14 protein-coding genes are annotated in these 14,514 nt (G+C 61.6%); 4 read left to right on the top strand and 10 right to left on the bottom strand.

Annotation, left to right across the window (positions count from 1 at the left end):
- Nucleotides 1–11: 11 nt before the first annotated feature.
- The 8 genes from pgaA to HBN98_RS16190 all read right to left on the bottom strand — a co-directional run bounded on the left by pgaA (nucleotide 12) and on the right by HBN98_RS16190 (nucleotide 10,285).
- A complete protein-coding gene (gene pgaA / locus HBN98_RS16225) occupies nucleotides 12–2,492 on the bottom strand; it encodes a poly-beta-1,6 N-acetyl-D-glucosamine export porin PgaA (protein ID WP_083367375.1) in 2,481 nt (826 codons plus the stop codon).
- A 248-nt stretch (nucleotides 2,493–2,740) separates the two neighbouring features.
- Nucleotides 2,741–4,246 carry a YdgA family protein gene (locus tag HBN98_RS16220; RefSeq protein ID WP_083367376.1) on the bottom strand — a complete coding sequence of 502 codons (1,506 nt, stop codon included), beginning with the start codon at nucleotides 4,244–4,246 and terminating at the stop codon, nucleotides 2,741–2,743.
- Between the two features lie 292 nt (nucleotides 4,247–4,538).
- Nucleotides 4,539–5,174: an NADH:ubiquinone oxidoreductase subunit N gene (locus tag HBN98_RS16215; RefSeq protein WP_083367377.1), complete on the bottom strand. Its 636-nt coding sequence runs from the start codon at nucleotides 5,172–5,174 to the stop codon at nucleotides 4,539–4,541.
- Nucleotides 5,175–5,267: 93 nt separating this feature from the next.
- Nucleotides 5,268–6,710 carry an efflux transporter outer membrane subunit gene (locus HBN98_RS16210; protein WP_083367378.1) on the bottom strand — a complete coding sequence of 481 codons (1,443 nt, stop codon included), beginning with the start codon at nucleotides 6,708–6,710 and terminating at the stop codon, nucleotides 5,268–5,270.
- Nucleotides 6,707–7,594: an efflux RND transporter periplasmic adaptor subunit gene (locus HBN98_RS16205; RefSeq protein ID WP_083367379.1), complete on the bottom strand. Its 888-nt coding sequence runs from the start codon at nucleotides 7,592–7,594 to the stop codon at nucleotides 6,707–6,709. The genes HBN98_RS16210 and HBN98_RS16205 overlap by 4 nt, the downstream gene beginning before the upstream one ends.
- Nucleotides 7,591–7,800: a DUF1656 domain-containing protein gene (locus HBN98_RS16200; protein ID WP_047601052.1), complete on the bottom strand. Its 210-nt coding sequence runs from the start codon at nucleotides 7,798–7,800 to the stop codon at nucleotides 7,591–7,593. The genes HBN98_RS16205 and HBN98_RS16200 overlap by 4 nt, the downstream gene beginning before the upstream one ends.
- The gene (locus HBN98_RS16195) at nucleotides 7,797–9,860 is read right to left on the bottom strand and encodes an FUSC family protein (protein WP_083367380.1); all 2,064 of its coding nucleotides are present in this window, start codon (nucleotides 9,858–9,860) and stop codon (nucleotides 7,797–7,799) included. Before HBN98_RS16195 ends, HBN98_RS16200 begins: the two co-directional genes overlap by 4 nt.
- A complete protein-coding gene (locus HBN98_RS16190; protein WP_007961473.1) occupies nucleotides 9,857–10,285 on the bottom strand; it encodes a MarR family winged helix-turn-helix transcriptional regulator in 429 nt (142 codons plus the stop codon). The genes HBN98_RS16195 and HBN98_RS16190 overlap by 4 nt, the downstream gene beginning before the upstream one ends.
- A gap of 200 nt (nucleotides 10,286–10,485) precedes the next feature.
- Between HBN98_RS16190 and HBN98_RS16185 the strand changes: the two genes are divergently transcribed.
- Together HBN98_RS16185 and HBN98_RS16180 are read left to right on the top strand one after the other, a co-directional pair.
- Nucleotides 10,486–10,764 carry an antitoxin of toxin-antitoxin stability system gene (locus tag HBN98_RS16185; RefSeq protein WP_083367381.1) on the top strand — a complete coding sequence of 93 codons (279 nt, stop codon included), beginning with the start codon at nucleotides 10,486–10,488 and terminating at the stop codon, nucleotides 10,762–10,764.
- Entirely contained in the window at nucleotides 10,761–11,042 is a 282-nt protein-coding gene (locus tag HBN98_RS16180; protein ID WP_064585402.1) for a type II toxin-antitoxin system RelE/ParE family toxin, read from the top strand. The genes HBN98_RS16185 and HBN98_RS16180 overlap by 4 nt, the downstream gene beginning before the upstream one ends.
- A 3-nt stretch (nucleotides 11,043–11,045) precedes the next feature.
- Here the strand turns inward: HBN98_RS16180 and HBN98_RS16175 are convergent, their stop codons facing one another.
- Nucleotides 11,046–11,291, bottom strand: a complete 246-nt coding sequence (locus HBN98_RS16175) for a DUF2789 domain-containing protein (RefSeq protein WP_064585401.1) — start codon at nucleotides 11,289–11,291, stop codon at nucleotides 11,046–11,048.
- 162 nt (nucleotides 11,292–11,453) lie between these two features.
- Here HBN98_RS16175 and HBN98_RS16170 point away from each other — a divergent pair, with 162 nt between their 5' ends.
- Both HBN98_RS16170 and HBN98_RS16165 read left to right on the top strand, forming a co-directional pair.
- Nucleotides 11,454–11,984, top strand: a complete 531-nt coding sequence (locus HBN98_RS16170; RefSeq protein ID WP_170289020.1) for an NfeD family protein — start codon at nucleotides 11,454–11,456, stop codon at nucleotides 11,982–11,984.
- Between the two features lie 2 nt (nucleotides 11,985–11,986).
- Nucleotides 11,987–12,745: a slipin family protein gene (locus HBN98_RS16165; protein WP_003220464.1), complete on the top strand. Its 759-nt coding sequence runs from the start codon at nucleotides 11,987–11,989 to the stop codon at nucleotides 12,743–12,745.
- 18 nt (nucleotides 12,746–12,763) lie between these two features.
- Here the strand turns inward: HBN98_RS16165 and HBN98_RS16160 are convergent, their stop codons facing one another.
- Nucleotides 12,764–14,359, bottom strand: a complete 1,596-nt coding sequence (locus tag HBN98_RS16160; RefSeq protein ID WP_083367383.1) for a glycosyltransferase family 39 protein — start codon at nucleotides 14,357–14,359, stop codon at nucleotides 12,764–12,766.
- Between the last annotated feature and the right edge of the window lie 155 nt (nucleotides 14,360–14,514).

The following is a 14,514-nucleotide window of genomic DNA, read 5'->3' as shown; positions in this document are numbered from 1 at the left end:
TTCAAACTCTTCTAGAAGCGGAAAGTGAGGTCGACGAGCAGACGCAGATCGGTCTCCCGATCACCGTCGTAGGGCCGGTTGATCACACTGAACAAACCGCCCACCTCGAACACGTCGTTCCAGGCATAACGCTGGCCATAACCGAGCATCGCCATGCCGCCGGTGCCGTAATCACGCTGGCTGTAAGTGCCCGCGCCGGCCTGGAACTGCTGGCTCCACGAGGTTTCGTAACGGTGGTAGAGCACATGGTTGACGTTGACCGTCGGCATGACGCTGAAGTCCGACTTCGGGTTGAAGTACGGCACGTCCTCGGACAGGGAGTTGTGGCTGGTGCCGACTTCCAGACCGGCATCGACCTGCACGTTCGGCGCGCTATAAACGCCCTCACGTCCAGTGAGCAAGGCTTCGACCCGGTTGTTGCCGTCGCTGAAGTGCGATGGGCTGACGGAGAATTTCCACTCGCGGCTCTCGTTGGCGCGCCAGCGAATGAATGCGTTACCGCCGTTGGCCTTGATGTCGCTGTTGAGCGCACGCAACGGCGTCTCGGCCGACAGGTAGGCGAAGCTGCCGCCGTACTGCCAGTGATCGTTGATGTCGCGGGCAATCGCGATGCGCGCGCCCTGTTTGGCGCCGTAACCGTAGTCGTGGTTGGAGACTTCGGCTTCCAGGCTCATGTCGCGGGTGCGCCGTTCCAGGCCAACGCGCTGGAAGCGGTCGGTGCCGGTGCCTTCAGCAAAATCGCCGGTGGCATAACCGGCCCCCACGAACACGCGCCAGTCTTCATCGATTGGCGGACTGTAGAGGGTGCTCTGAATGCCGAAGTCGCGGCTGCCGCTGACCGCACCGGCACCGCTGTTGCCGCCGCCATTGGCCTTGCCGCCGTAGGCTTCGACGCGCAGTTCGGACATGTCGTGGACTTCGCGCTCACGGGCCGCGCGCTGCACCTGACGGTTGTCCGGGAAACGCTCGACCACGTCATCGGTCAGCGCATCCATCTGCCGCCATTCCTGCAGGGTCATCGCGGTGCGCGCCTGGGCCACTTCAAGGCCCATGTCGCGGGGCACCATGCTCTCGGTTTCCTTGAGCTGGATTTCAGCGCGGCGTGGCCACTGTCGGGCCAGATACAGGTCGGCCTGGGCCAGACGCAGGCCGACGTTGCCCGGAGCCTGATCGACCAGTGTTTGCAGGCGCTCCTCACCGTGCGGCAGGTCGGAGCCGTAGGTGCCGGCCTGCGCCGCCAGTTGCTGGGCGTCCATCCATTCGTCGTTGGGGTTGCCGATGGGCAGGCCCTTGAGTTCGACCCGCGGTTTCTGGCTCTTGGCCAGATCCTCGGCGACTTTGCGCGCCTCTTCGGCGCGGTCGCGTTCCAGCAGCGAGTAATACAGCGCCGTGCTGTCTTCGAGGCGATCGCCGGCATCGGCGTCCGGCGCCGACAGCACCTGGCGATACAGATCGGTGGCGATTTCCGGCTGGCGCTGATCCAGGTACGACGCCGCCACCCAACGCAGGGCGTAGGTCGGAATCTTCACGCCTTCGGCCTGCAGCTTCTGATACTCGCTGATGACATCCGCGGTGCGCGCGCGGGCCTTGAGCGCGCCCATGCGGTCGATGCGCCAGCGAGTCACGTCTTCGTGGGCACTGGCGTCCGGGGTCCAGGTGGCAAGCAACTTGTCGTAATCGGCCAGCGCGCGATCGGCAATCACGTAGCGTTCTTTTTCGCTGCGCGAGGCGAATTCCGCCAGACGCACGCGCTCGGCGGCCAAGTCGCCTTCGAGGCGGCGCAGGGTCACCGGGTCGATCAGCCCGGGACGTTGATTGGCCAGACGCAGCGCCGGTTCTGGCAGACGCGCCTTTTGCAGGGCGACCACGTATTCACGGGCGACGTCCGGCTTGCTGCCGGCGCGGATGAACGCTTGATCGTATTCAAACAGGGCGTCGTACTGCTTGCCGGCGCGTGTCAGGGCATAGCCCAGCGCGAGACGACGGGAGGCATCATCCGGTTTGGCGGCAACCAGCGCCTTGGCGCGGGCTACGGCTTCGTCGGGTTTGCCCGAGTCCGCCTGCGTCAGGGCCAGCCCCAATTGCAGGTCGGCGTTGTCCGGTTCCAGGGCCAGGGCCTTGTTGTAGACCTGGGTGGCCTGATCCCAACGCTTGAGGTTGCGGTAGGCACGGGCGGTGGCGGTCAGGGCCTGCACCGGCAGCGCCCGGTCACGGCCCTGGGTTTCATAGACCTGCACCACTTCGGCATCCAGGCCTGCCCAACTGGCGATCTGCAGGTGATCGCTGATCTGGCCGGTGGTCGCCTGGCCGGGCGGCACCTGACGCAGTACGTTCAGCGCAGGCGTGGTCTGCCCGGCACGGGCATCACGCACCATCTGATCATAGGGCGTATCGGCAAACGCCAGTGCCGGCCAGAGCAACTGGCTGCACAGCGCGACGCGAAACAACGGGCGTAAACCACGATGTAAAACAGGCACATCAATACGCGGCATTCGTCAGCATCCTTACATGGCCAGCCGGGTCGCAATGCCCCCCTTGCCCATTAGTAACGGCGGCCGAGTCGAGAGCACTCGGCCAAGCTTAGTCAGGCAGTCTTGCATGCAAGCGTAGTCGAATATCCAGAACACAATAATTGTTCAGAATCGAGGTGCCGGCTCAGCCGAAAAGCCGAATACCAGACAGCAAAACGCCCGGCGTCTGCGGGATACAGAGGCCGGGCGTTGCTATTTAGAACGCAGTATTACTGCACTTGCGTGACGCCAGCGAACTTGCTCATCAGGAAGCCGACGAACTGCTCGACGGTCATTTTCTGGCCGTTGAATTCCACCTGATTGGCGGCGTAATGCAGCTTGGTCACGACATTGGTGCCGTCGATGGTCGCCAGCTGCGAACCGACCGCCATGCCGGAGAACATGTCGGCACCGGCGCTGGCCTGGTCGACGATGGCTTTGGCGTCGGTCTGACCGTCGAGTTGCGCCTGCACACTGAGCAGATCGATCAGCATTGGCTTGGACACCTGGATATTCAGGTCCAGCAGCGCGATCAACTGCTTGCCCAGTTGATCCGGCGGCAGGTCCATCGACTGCGGTTTGGCCAGGTCGATCACCAGACTGGCGCGGCTTTCACCGTTGGCGGTCTTCAGCGACAGGTTTTCCAGGGCGATCTGAGGGCTGGCGCCCAGCAGTTTCTGCAGGTCAGCCTTGACCTGTGCCGACTCGGCTTCGGTCAGGTTCAGTTCCGGGGCTGGCAGGCCGGCTTCGGCAGCGGCCGCCGCTTCCTTCTCGTACGGTTGCAATTTGGTCTGGTAGACCTGCATCAGCGACATCGTCGACGGGATGTCGAGGTTCTTCAGGCTCATGGCCATGCTGGCCGAACCGATTTTCTTGTCGTTGAGAGTGACTTCGCCGACCTGGTAGTCGGCGCGGCCGGAGGCGTTGGTGCCGTTCTCTTCGGTGAGGTTCTTCATTTCGAAGTTCTTCACGCCGAGCACCGACTGCTTGGGCCCGAAGGTAGTTTTGCTGTTGGTCAGCTCGAGGGTGTTTTCCCCGGTGTAGTAGCCGTAGCTGCTCTTGGCGAGGTTGCTGGCCAGGGTCAGACCGTTGAGTTCGACCTGCACCGGCGCCTGGTCTTGCGCCACAGTGACCAGTTTCATACTGTCCATGTAACCGTCAGCCTTGACCTTCTGCGCCTGGGCACTGGCAGAGATGTTCATGGTCAGGCCGGAGAATTTCAGGCTCGACTGCTCATCCAGCGCTGTTTCGAACGGCAGCAGATCGAGGGTGCTGGTGGTGGATTCGTCGTAGCCGATGCTGGTCACGCCTTTGAGCGGCGCGGCGCCTTTGGTGGCGGCAAACCATTTTTCGGTGGCCGGGCTCTTTTCCAGCTCGTAGTTGCTGGTAGCCATGACCGGCAGCCACTTCAGCGATACCAGACGCGAGAATGGCAGCGGGCCGTGCTCGATGTGGTCGACGAACAGCAGCTCGACCGGCTTGTCACCGAACATCTCGCCTTCGCCCTTGAGGCGGTAGTGCGCGGTGCTGGTGAAGGTGTGACGCTCCAGCGACACCAGTTCCAGCGACGCGGTGCCATTGGAGCCGGCCATCGCGGTCTGCAGCTCTTTGTTGGCGTTGGTGACGGCGTTGTTCAGCACGCCTTCGATCTTGGTCCCGGTATACCAGGCCCCGCCAGCGCTGATGGCACCGATGGCAACAACAATCCCGAGAAGCACGCCTGCTGATTTATTCATGAATGACCTGATCAATGTCCGTGGCTGAAAATGTGGTCGTCTTCCCTGAACCCGTGACCGGGTCGCGGCTCGACTCCGCTGAAATTAGCGGTGGAGATTAGCACTGGCAGCGCGAGGCGGCCCAATGTTTAAAGGTTAAAGAGTGTCTATGGGGAGAGTGGACAGCTGACAGGCAGGGAGAGTTGCAGTGTTTTTGAGGACGCTATCGCGAGCAGGCTCACTCCTACAATTGGAATGCGTTCCCCTGTAGGAGTGAGCCTGCTCGCGATAGGGCCACTGGATTCGCAAAAGATCAGGAATACTGCACCTCGATCTCGTCGAGTTGATGATCAAAGCTCTTCAGCCGTGCGGTCCAGGTGTACACCAGCACTTCAAAGTCGCGATCGATCACCGCCCCGCCCGGCCCGTCGGCTCGGGGGTCGCAGAAATCCAGTTGATAGCGTTCACGGGCCATGGCCGTGGCGACATCTGACAGTTCGCGGGCATTGTTGAGCCAGTGCCAGCCTTCATCGGCAATTTGCTTGTCGAGTTCCAGGCACTGCTTTTTCAGGGCTTCGAGGCTTTTTTCCAGCGGCGTGCCGGTGAGTTCGCCCATGACTTCGGCGAAGGTGCGCCCCGGTTGCCAGTAGCTGCCCCAGAAGTAGCGGTCGAACACGGTTTCGACCCGGCGCAGGGCGACTTTGGTGTCCCAGATCAGCACCAGGGTCTTGCCTTGTTCAAGCTGTCTTTTCTTGACCCGCTGCACCTGGATCGACGCCCAGGCCACCACCACGATGGCCATCACCGCGATCAACGCGCTGGCGCTGTCGAGGAACACCATGGCCTTGTCGATCTGGTGGGCCAGCATGATGCCGTAGAAATAGGTGGCCGACAGCAGCACCAGCGCTACCAGGGCGCACCAGAAGCCGAGAGCGTAAGGGTTTTTCATTATTGGTTTCCCCTAGACCAGCGCTAGCAATGTGCGCTGGAAGGGCGCCGTGCTCAGGGCGCCCTTCCAACACTTCAAAGCATAGCAACGGCTTCAGGGTTTGCTGGCGCTTGAAGCTTGCGTTCGTCCGCTTTCCCAACCGCCGCCCAGCGCGAGGAACAAATCGATCTGGCTCATGGCGACTTGGGTGTTAGCGGCGGCCAGTTGCGCGGTGACGTCGGTGTAGGTGCGGGTCGCTTGCAGGTCGGCGAGGAACGACTCACGCCCGGCCTGGAAGAAGCGGTGGGTCTGGTCCGCCGCCAGTTTTGCCGATTGCTCGGCATCGGCCAGCGCATCGCGGCGTTGCAGCAGCGCGCTGTACTGGGCCAGGCCGGTCTGGGTTTCGCGAATGGCGTTGAGCACCACACCGTCGAAATGCGCCAGCGCGCCCTGGGTATTGGCTTCGGCTTCCCGGATGCGTGCGCGAGCGCCGTTGGTCGGCACCTTCCAGCTCAGCGACGGACCAAAGCCCCAGCGGTTGGTCGACGGATCGCCAAGGTCGGAAACGATGCCGACGGTGCCGATGGTCGCGCCAATGCTGATGTCCGGGTACAGCTCGCCCGTGGCGATACCGATGCCAGCTGTCGCGGCCGCCAGCCGACGTTCGGCCTGACGCACATCCGGCCGGCGCTTGAGCAGCGCCGCACCGTCACCCACCGGCACCAATTGGGCGATTTTCGGCAATTCGGCGCAGGTGGCGGTGCCGGCCGGCAATTGATCGACCGGTTTCGCCAGCAGCATCGACAGGCGGAACAGACCGGCCTGACGCGCCGCCTCATAACGCGGCATGTCGGCGCGCAAGGATTTGAATTGGGTTTGCGAACGGGTGACCTGGGTTTCATCGCCACGCCCGGCATCGCGCAGGCGCTGAATCAGCGTGGTGCCTTGCGATTGCAGGTCGAGGGAGTGCTGGGCGATTTCCCGTTCTTCGTTGGCGGCACACACCTGGGTGTAGGCACGCACCACGTCCGCCACCAGGGTGATGCGCGCGGTGTCGGCCGCCGCTTGCGTGGCATCGGCATTGGCCTTCGCCGCTTCGATGCCGCGTTGCAGCGTGCCCCACAGGTCGAACTGATAGGAGGCGCTAATGCCGATGTCAGCGACATTGGCCACCGGCACTTTTTCCGGCAGCAGGAACGCCTGACCGGATTCCTGCAAGCGCTGCGCGCCCATCTTCACGCCAGCGCTCCAGCCACCGGCCGCTTCGGCTTCATCGACCTGTGCACGGGCCCGCGACAGGTTTGCCGCCGCCACGCGCAAGTCGGTGTTGGAGGCCATGGCCTGCTGCACCAGTTGGTCCAGACGCGGGTCGCGATACAAGCGCCACCAGTCGGCGGGCACCGGCGCTGACACCACCGGTTTGCCCTCCACCGCCAGATCGCCCTGAAATTCCTTGCGTTGCACCGCCGCGTCAGCGGGCAGGTGATAGTCCGGCCCGACCATCTGACAGGCCGAGAGCATCACGCCCAACCCGGCGATCATCAGGGCCCTGTTCATTGCGCGGGCTCCTGCTTTTGCTCGTCGATGATCGACACGGTGGCGGTACGTCCGGCGATCATGCGGAAGTCTTCCGGCACCTCGTCAAAGGCGATGCGCACCGGAATCCGCTGGGCCAGACGCACCCAGCTGAACGCCGGGTTGACGTTGGGCAGCAGGTTATTGCCGCTGGTGCGGTCGCGGTCTTCGATGCCGGCGACGATGCTTTCGACATGCCCGCGCAGCCTGGCCTTGTCGCCGATCACGCGGATATCCACAGACTGGCCGATACGAATGCCGTCGAGTTTGGTTTCTTCGAAATAGCCGTCGATGTGGAAGGAATTGCTGTCGACCACCGACAACACCGGACGCCCGGCCGTGACGAATTCCTGCACACGTGGCGCACGGTCATTGACGTAGCCGTCCACCGGGCTGCGGATCACCGAGCGGTCGAGGTTGAGCTGGGCGCTGTCCACCGCCACCAGCGCTTCGGCCAGCGCCGATTGCGCCCGGGCGACTTTCGACTGGCTTTCTTCCAGCTGTTCGGCCGGCACCAGATTGCCCAGGCCACGGTTACGCTTGGCTTCACGCTGCGCCTGGGCGAGGGTTTCTTCGCGATCGGCAACCGCCGCCCTGGCCTGACGCAGGGCCAGTTTGAAACGGTCCTGGTCGATGCTGAACAGCACTTGGCCGCGTTTGATCAACTGGTTGTCCTTGACCTCGACCTGCTGGATCAGCCCGGAGACGTCCGGGGCGATCTGGATGATGTCGGCGCGAATGTGCCCGTCGCGGGTCCACGGCGCAAACATGTAATACATCACCATGCGCCAGACGAGGACGACGGCGAAAGTCACGATCAGCAGGGTCAGTACCACGCGACCGATAGTCAGAAACGGTTTTTTCATGTCATCAGGTATCGACTGAGTGAGTCCACGCCGTACAACAGCACGGCGTAGAGAGCCACGTTGAACAATGCCCGGTGCCAGACCAGACGGTAAAAGTGCACACGCGTGAGCACGCCGTGCACCAGCAGAAACAACACATAGGTGATGCCCATCAGCACCAGCAGGGTCGGCAGGAAAATGCCGCTGATATCCAGATCACCGATCATAGGGGCGCTCCATCGGGCAGCGGTTCTTCGGCATCGCTCGTGCTGACAAATTCCACGCCGGGCAACAGCGCCAGGCGCAGACCGCTCAAGGCATGCAACAGGTTTAGACGGGTTTCCTCGTCGCCGTGGCCTTTGAGCGCACGGCGCGCGCGGTCCATGGTCATCAATAAGGGGCTCGGCGCCGGCAAGCGTTCGCTGGCCTTCAGACAGGCGCGGAAATACTCGCCGACCTCGGCCACCACTTGTTGCAGCAGGGCATTCGGTGCACCGGTCACACGCGGGGTGTAGGCCAACAGATCGAGCAGGTTCAGGCCCACGCGCACTTCACGCATGGCGATACCGGTGTCCTGACCGGTCATCGCCAGTCGTGGCAGGTGCTGCATCAAGCGGTCGAGCAGTTGCACGCCCAATTGCCGGTGTTCGGCCAGGTTGGCCGGCTCGGTCATGTGCACGATGTCCTTCCAGCTGAAGCGGGTCAGGCGCTTGGCGGCCAGCTCGACCCCGAACGGGCGGGTGACCAGGGTCCAGATAAACGCGAACAGCAAGCCCATCGGGCCGGCCAGGTTGGAGTTCACGAAGGCAAAGAAATCCGCGTCGTATGCGCCCTGAATGCTGATGAACGATGAGGTGTTGACCAGCGTCAGGAGCATGCCGAGGTAGAAGCGCGGTTGCACCGTCAGGGTGCCGACACAGATGAACGGAATCGCAAACGCCAGCACCAGCATCGGGAAGTCGTGCAGGTTCGGCAGAATCAGAAACAGATAGAGGCTGGCGAACAGCACCGACATCCCGGTCCAGAAAAAGAACCGGTATATCTGCGGCGCCGGGTCGTCCATCGAGGCGAAGAAACTGCAGGCCACCGCCGCCAGAATCACCGCACTGCCGCCGTCCGGCCAACCGAGCAGAATCCACAGCACCGAGGCGACGATGATCGCCAGAATGGTCGATGTCACCGAATACAGCATCATCCCCCGGTCGAGAAATGGCGTCAGCCGTCCAAGGCGCCAGTGCCGGTAGACCGCGCGCCAGCTGTCCTGACGATCGCAGAGAATCGCATCCTGCAGGCTGCGGCAGTCCTGCCACAGATCGATGAATTCGCCGAGGCGATAAATCGCGTTGGAGAACAGCAATTGCTTGCGATCTTCCAGCGCCTCGCAGCTCGGCTGCAAGGCCTGAAGCTGATCCTTGAGGGCCTGCCAACGCGCCAGGTCGGCGTCGTTATGGCCCAGCCATTGCTGGGTCGCGGTCAGCAGCGGGGCAAACTTTTCCACCAGCTCCGGCGTGCGCCGTTCAAGGGCGTAGAGCGAGTCTTCAAGGGCGTCGATCACCGGCAACAGGTGGATCATCCGCCCGCGCAATTCCTTGGTGTTGCGCACGGTTTGCGGCCGGGCGCCTTCGTGAGGCAGCTGGCCGATCATCAATTCGAGACTGTTGAAATTCGCAACCATGGCCATGCGCAGGGCCGTGACCTGTTCCGGCTGCACATCGCGGCTGAGAAATTTCAGGCTGTAAGTCGTGGCGTCGGCGAACCATTTGCCCACCGCGTCGTTGAACACTGGCGCCAGGCGACGCGGCCAGAACATCGCGCCGATCACCGCCGCGACGGCAATGCCGAGAAAAATCTCTTCGGTCCGTGCTTCCGCCACGTCCCACACCGCCAGCGGGTTATCCACCGTCGGCAAGGCAATCAGCGGCAGGGTGTAGCCGGCCAGCATCAGCGCGTAGTTATTGGCGGTACGCAGGTGCAGCGAGAGGAACAGCAAAATCCCCGTCCACAAGGCAATCACCACCACCAGCACATACGGACTCTGCACGAACATCGGCACGAACAGCACCGCCGCCGCGGCCCCGAGGAAGGTGCCGATGGCGCGGTACAACGCCTTGGAACTGGTCGGCCCGAGAAACGGGCTGGAGACGATATACACCGTAGCCATCGCCCAATACGGACGCGGCATTTGCATGAGCAAGGCGATGTACAGCGCAATCATCGACGCTGCAAAGGTACGGACCCCGTAGAACCAGTCCCGGGCCGGGGGAATGCCAGAGAAAAAACCGTTCAAGAATTGATCACCACAGGTGGATTGGCCGCCTCAAAAGCTCTCAGTACCCGAAGCGTAGCTTCCAGATCACTCTGGTCGATGCCTTCGAGCACTTCATGACGCAGACGTACCAGTTCGATTTCCACCGCTTGCACCAGCTCGCGGCCGGTGTCGGTCAGGCTCAGGCATTTGGCCCGGCGGTCCTGCGCATCTTCGGTGCGACAGACATACCCGGCGTGGCACAACTGATCGAGCAGACGCACCAGCGACGGACTTTCCATCCCGGCCGCCTGCGCCACCTGCACCTGCCGCACGCCCTCGCCCAGCCGCCCGATCATCAAGAGCGGAACGGCGCAGGCTTCAGAGATGCCGTAGTTGACAAGCGTGGTCTGGCAGATCTTCCGCCAATGCCTGGCGGCCACCACCATGGCACTGCTGATGTTCATCTGGAGAGCGTCGAGGGAGTTCGGCACGGGAAAATGCACACTGTTAGTTTGCTAACTATCAATATCGCATTGGCGGGGAATTTCAGTCAAGTTTTGAAACAAATATCCCCGTTGGTCGCCCCGTGAGTCAGCGGGTTCCTCTTGAAGGAATTACGATGTATATACCTCGTAAGTACATCGCCTGTTAAAGGAACACGACAATGTCAAAACAAGCTGTTTTTACAATGAAGCTTGAACCGGAGTTGCGTGAGCAGTTCATGGCCGAAGCTGAAGCCTCGCATCGTCCTGCATCACAGATCGTCCGCGAGATGATGCGACAGTTTGTTCAGACTCAACGGGAAGCCCGTGAGTACGAGATGTTTTTGCAACGAAAGGTCGATCTTGCACGGATATCAATAGCCGCCGGTGACGGGTTGTCCAACGAGGAAGTTGAAGCACGGTTCGCCGCAAGGCGCAGGCGGGCAGACAATCAAGGATGAAGATTATCTGGACTAAAAATGCTGTACATGATCGTGAGAAAATTTGGGACTACCTGCACGACGTAAATCCAAAAGCGGCCATCGAAATGGATAGCCGCTTCACTGAAGCGGTTTCCCGAATATCCCAACATCCCGAAGTCGGCCCCATCGGCATGATCGCGGGCACTCGAGAGATTATTCCGCACCCCAGTTATCGTCTTGTTTACCAACTGGAACAAGATGTGGTGTGGATCATGGCGATTGTTCATACAGCACGGATGTGGCCTTTCCCAAAATAGCAGTTACCCCTCCCGCCCCTTTCGCAACAACACATTCAACTGATCCACCACCTCCGCCCAATCCGCATCATCAAGAATCTCGCCGCGCAAGAAATCCGCCTGACTTTTGCTCCAGAAGAACGCATCCGCCAGGTGCAGCTCGGGCTTGAGCGGTGAATGGGCGGCGATGAATTGGTCGATGCTGGTCGGGTCGTTATCCAGACCCAGTTGTTTGAACAAGGACGGGAGACTGTGGGTTGGCTGTTCCATGAAGCACTCCTTCGTTGTACCTGCTCTGCTGAGTCTAGTTCGGCACGCTGCCGGCAAAGGGAAATCCGCTCACCGGACACATCTGTTCATTGATCAAAATTCATCCAGCGTCAGGCTCAACTAGACTCAAAGAACCACCTCATGACTCTCCCGGAGGGTCACGTGAACAGCCGATGTTGTGTGTATGTCTTTTTACTGCTGCTCAGCGGCTCGGCCTTCGCGGCTGATGTGCCGCTGACAGCGGTCAGTCCGGTCGGCCTGTGGCTGATCACGCTCGGCATTGCCTTTCTGATCGCTGAAGCCGCGTTGCCCAACTACGGGGTGATCGGCCTCGGCGGGATCATCATGTTCGTGATCGGCGCGCTGATTCTGGGCAACGCCGAGTTGCCGGTGCCGATGATCATCGGCCTTGGCCTGCTAAGCGCCCTGCTGCTGATCGGATTAATCGTCCGCGCCTTGAAAACCCGGCCACGCCACGCCGTCAGCGGCGAGGCCGGGCTGGTTGGCAGTGTGACGGCGGTGACCACCGTGCAAGCGGAAAACACCCACAACGGCTGGGTGCAATTGCAGGGCGAACATTGGCAGGTGCACAGCACGACACCGCTGCACACCGGGCAATCGGTGCGCGTGGTCGGGCGTAAAGGCTTATTGCTGAAAGTCGCCGCGACTGACGCGGTGCGACACGGAGAGTGATCATGGGTCTGCAAATCGGTTTTGTTGCACTGCTGCTGTTGGTGATCGCCCTGGCCGGGTCGACGTTCCGCATTCTGCGCGAGTACGAGCGCGGCGTGGTGTTCCAGCTCGGGCGTTTCTGGCAGGTCAAAGGCCCGGGGCTGATCCTGCTGATCCCGGTGGTGCAGCAAATGGTCCGGGTCGATCTGCGCACCGTCGTCCTCGATGTGCCGCCGCAGGATGTGATCACCCGCGACAACGTCTCGGTGAAGGTCAATGCGGTGCTGTACTTCCGCGTCCTCGATCCGCAGAAGGCGATCATTCAGGTTGAAGACTTTCTCTCGGCCACCAGCCAGCTGGCGCAGACCACCTTGCGCGCGGTGCTCGGCAAACATGAACTGGATGAGCTGCTGGCCGAGCGCGAGCAGTTGAACATCGACATCCAGCAAGTGCTCGATGCCCAGACCGACGCCTGGGGCATCAAGGTCGCCAACGTCGAGATCAAGCACGTCGACCTCAACGAATCGATGGTCCGCGCCATCGCCAAGCAGGCCGAAGCCGAACGCGAGCGCCGGGCCAAGGTGATTCACGCCGAAGGCGAACTGCAGGCCTCGGAAAAACTCATGCAGGCCGCAGAAATGCTGGGCCGCCAGCCCGGCGCCATGCAACTGCGCTACATGCAGACCTTGAGTTCGATTGCCGGCGACAAGAGCTCGACGATTGTCTTTCCGCTACCGATTGAGTTGCTTAAAGGGATGGCGGATTTGTCGGGCAAGTCTTGAACCTGCGCAAGCTGGTGATCATTCGCCCGGTTTGTCGGCGCCTGGCCCCCTGACATACAGGCGTGCAAAGGCTTCGCCTGCATGGACATCGCTGTGCCGCTGCCAGCCTTCGGGCAACGCCGCAAATTCATTGGGCTCATCCAGCGTCCCGATCAGCCACGCCCGCGTGCTGCCCTTGGACAAATCGCCAAGCCGATCGAGGTACACCTCTTCATTGACCAGTGTGCCGAAACCGTAAGCGTTGGGACGCGTGGAACGCCCGTCCGCCGCCGGTGGCGTGTACAGGCGAATCTGTGCGTCGGTACGGTTGTAGTAGATGTAACTGAGGTACCACATCATGTCGCTGGTGACGATCCGGTCTCCCTCGACGAAGTGCCGGTTGACGTAGTCGACCAACACGCTGAACTGATCATTGCTGTCGACCGTGGCATTGTTCTTCACACCCACCAGCTCGACCCCGACAAACAGCACCAGAATCGCCAGCGCCAGCACGCGAGAGCCTGCGTACAAGCGATCAACCGCCAGCGCCACCAGCATCGGCAAACCCAGCGCATAAGCCGTCACGTAACGCTCGATGAACACCGGCGAGATGAACGACACGCCATACACCAGCAGGATCGGCAGCACGCTGTAGAACAGCAACAGCACGCTGCCGCGAAACACACTGCGATCACGGCGCAGGGCAACGCCGATCACTGCCACCAACGCCACCGGCAGGAGCAAAAACAGCCAACCCGGCAAGGTCATGCCGTCGTCCTGAATCAGCAACGACCAGACCATCGACGGCAAGGAGCTGAGGCTGACCGGGTCTTCCCAGCCAATATCGTTACTGGCCTTGAGTTCCGGCAGGTGCTGCAACAGATCAAGCAGATTGGGCACCCACGGCAGGTACAGCAACGCGATACCCAGGTTGGCCAGCCACCAGGCCGGGCGCTGGATATGCCGCAACCGATACCCCGGCTGCAGGCGGACGGCCGCCAGATAGAACCAGTGACTGATCACGCACAGCGCAGTGAAGTAATGGGTATAGAACGCCGCCGTCATCAGCAGCGCATAGGCCACCAGGTAGCGATGGCGCCGGGGTTGCCTGACCCAGTAGACCAGCGCAATGGTCGCGCCGATCAGCCACATGCCGAGCAACGAATACATGCGCACTTCCTGGCTGTAGCGCACCGCCGTGGGCAACAACGCCAGCAACAGCCCGGCCAGCAGCGCGGCGCGGCGGGTGGCGAGCAGATCCACCAGCCATACCCCGAGCCCGACGGTGATGATCCCCGGCACGGCGCTCATCAGGCGAATCGACAGCATGCCGTCACCGAACAGGCCGATCCAGCCGTGCAGCAACATGAAATACAGCGGCGGATGCACGTCATGGGCCGCGTGCCTCCAGATCTCAGACAGCGAAAACTGGCTGAGCAGGACACTGGACCCTTCATCGAACCAGATCGACGCCGCCGTCAGATCGTAAAAACGCACCACCGCCGCCAGCAGCATGATCGGTAACAGCCAGTGTTCCCGGGCCCAACGAATCAGGCGCAAGGCAACGAACCATGCCCCGGGGGCCGCGCGTGGATCCTGCGTGTCGCCAACTGGCGTTTCTCTGTGTGCCGCCATTGCGTCCTCTTGTTGCGGATTTTCTCGAACGGAAGGTCCCGTACCTGCCCATCACTTTAGGTCAGCCATGGGAGGGCCGTCGATGACGGTGTGCGGTTTCACGACATCCGGCAATCCGCTCGGCACGCCCCCTGCAATCTGCAATTGGATTATTT

It is taken from the genome of Pseudomonas koreensis, assembly GCF_012986595.1.
In the GTDB taxonomy this organism is placed as follows: domain Bacteria; phylum Pseudomonadota; class Gammaproteobacteria; order Pseudomonadales; family Pseudomonadaceae; genus Aquipseudomonas; species Aquipseudomonas koreensis.
Note: the sequence above shows the minus strand (reverse complement) of the source record. Positions and strands in the feature narration are given on the sequence as shown.

What these genes read in the sequence shown, in the direction of transcription:
- pgaA (WP_083367375.1), bottom strand. Translation starts at nt 2,492, where the DNA reads ATGCCGCGTATTGATGTGCCTGTTTTACATCGTGGTTTACGCCCGTTG.
- HBN98_RS16220 (WP_083367376.1), bottom strand. Translation starts at nt 4,246, where the DNA reads ATGAATAAATCAGCAGGCGTGCTTCTCGGGATTGTTGTTGCCATCGGT.
- HBN98_RS16215 (WP_083367377.1), bottom strand. Translation starts at nt 5,174, where the DNA reads ATGAAAAACCCTTACGCTCTCGGCTTCTGGTGCGCCCTGGTAGCGCTG.
- HBN98_RS16210 (WP_083367378.1), bottom strand. Translation starts at nt 6,710, where the DNA reads ATGAACAGGGCCCTGATGATCGCCGGGTTGGGCGTGATGCTCTCGGCC.
- HBN98_RS16205 (WP_083367379.1), bottom strand. Translation starts at nt 7,594, where the DNA reads ATGAAAAAACCGTTTCTGACTATCGGTCGCGTGGTACTGACCCTGCTG.
- HBN98_RS16200 (WP_047601052.1), bottom strand. Translation starts at nt 7,800, where the DNA reads ATGATCGGTGATCTGGATATCAGCGGCATTTTCCTGCCGACCCTGCTG.
- HBN98_RS16190 (WP_007961473.1), bottom strand. Translation starts at nt 10,285, where the DNA reads ATGAACATCAGCAGTGCCATGGTGGTGGCCGCCAGGCATTGGCGGAAG.
- HBN98_RS16185 (WP_083367381.1), top strand. Translation starts at nt 10,486, where the DNA reads ATGTCAAAACAAGCTGTTTTTACAATGAAGCTTGAACCGGAGTTGCGT.
- HBN98_RS16180 (WP_064585402.1), top strand. Translation starts at nt 10,761, where the DNA reads ATGAAGATTATCTGGACTAAAAATGCTGTACATGATCGTGAGAAAATT.
- HBN98_RS16175 (WP_064585401.1), bottom strand. Translation starts at nt 11,291, where the DNA reads ATGGAACAGCCAACCCACAGTCTCCCGTCCTTGTTCAAACAACTGGGT.
- HBN98_RS16165 (WP_003220464.1), top strand. Translation starts at nt 11,987, where the DNA reads ATGGGTCTGCAAATCGGTTTTGTTGCACTGCTGCTGTTGGTGATCGCC.
- HBN98_RS16160 (WP_083367383.1), bottom strand. Translation starts at nt 14,359, where the DNA reads ATGGCGGCACACAGAGAAACGCCAGTTGGCGACACGCAGGATCCACGC.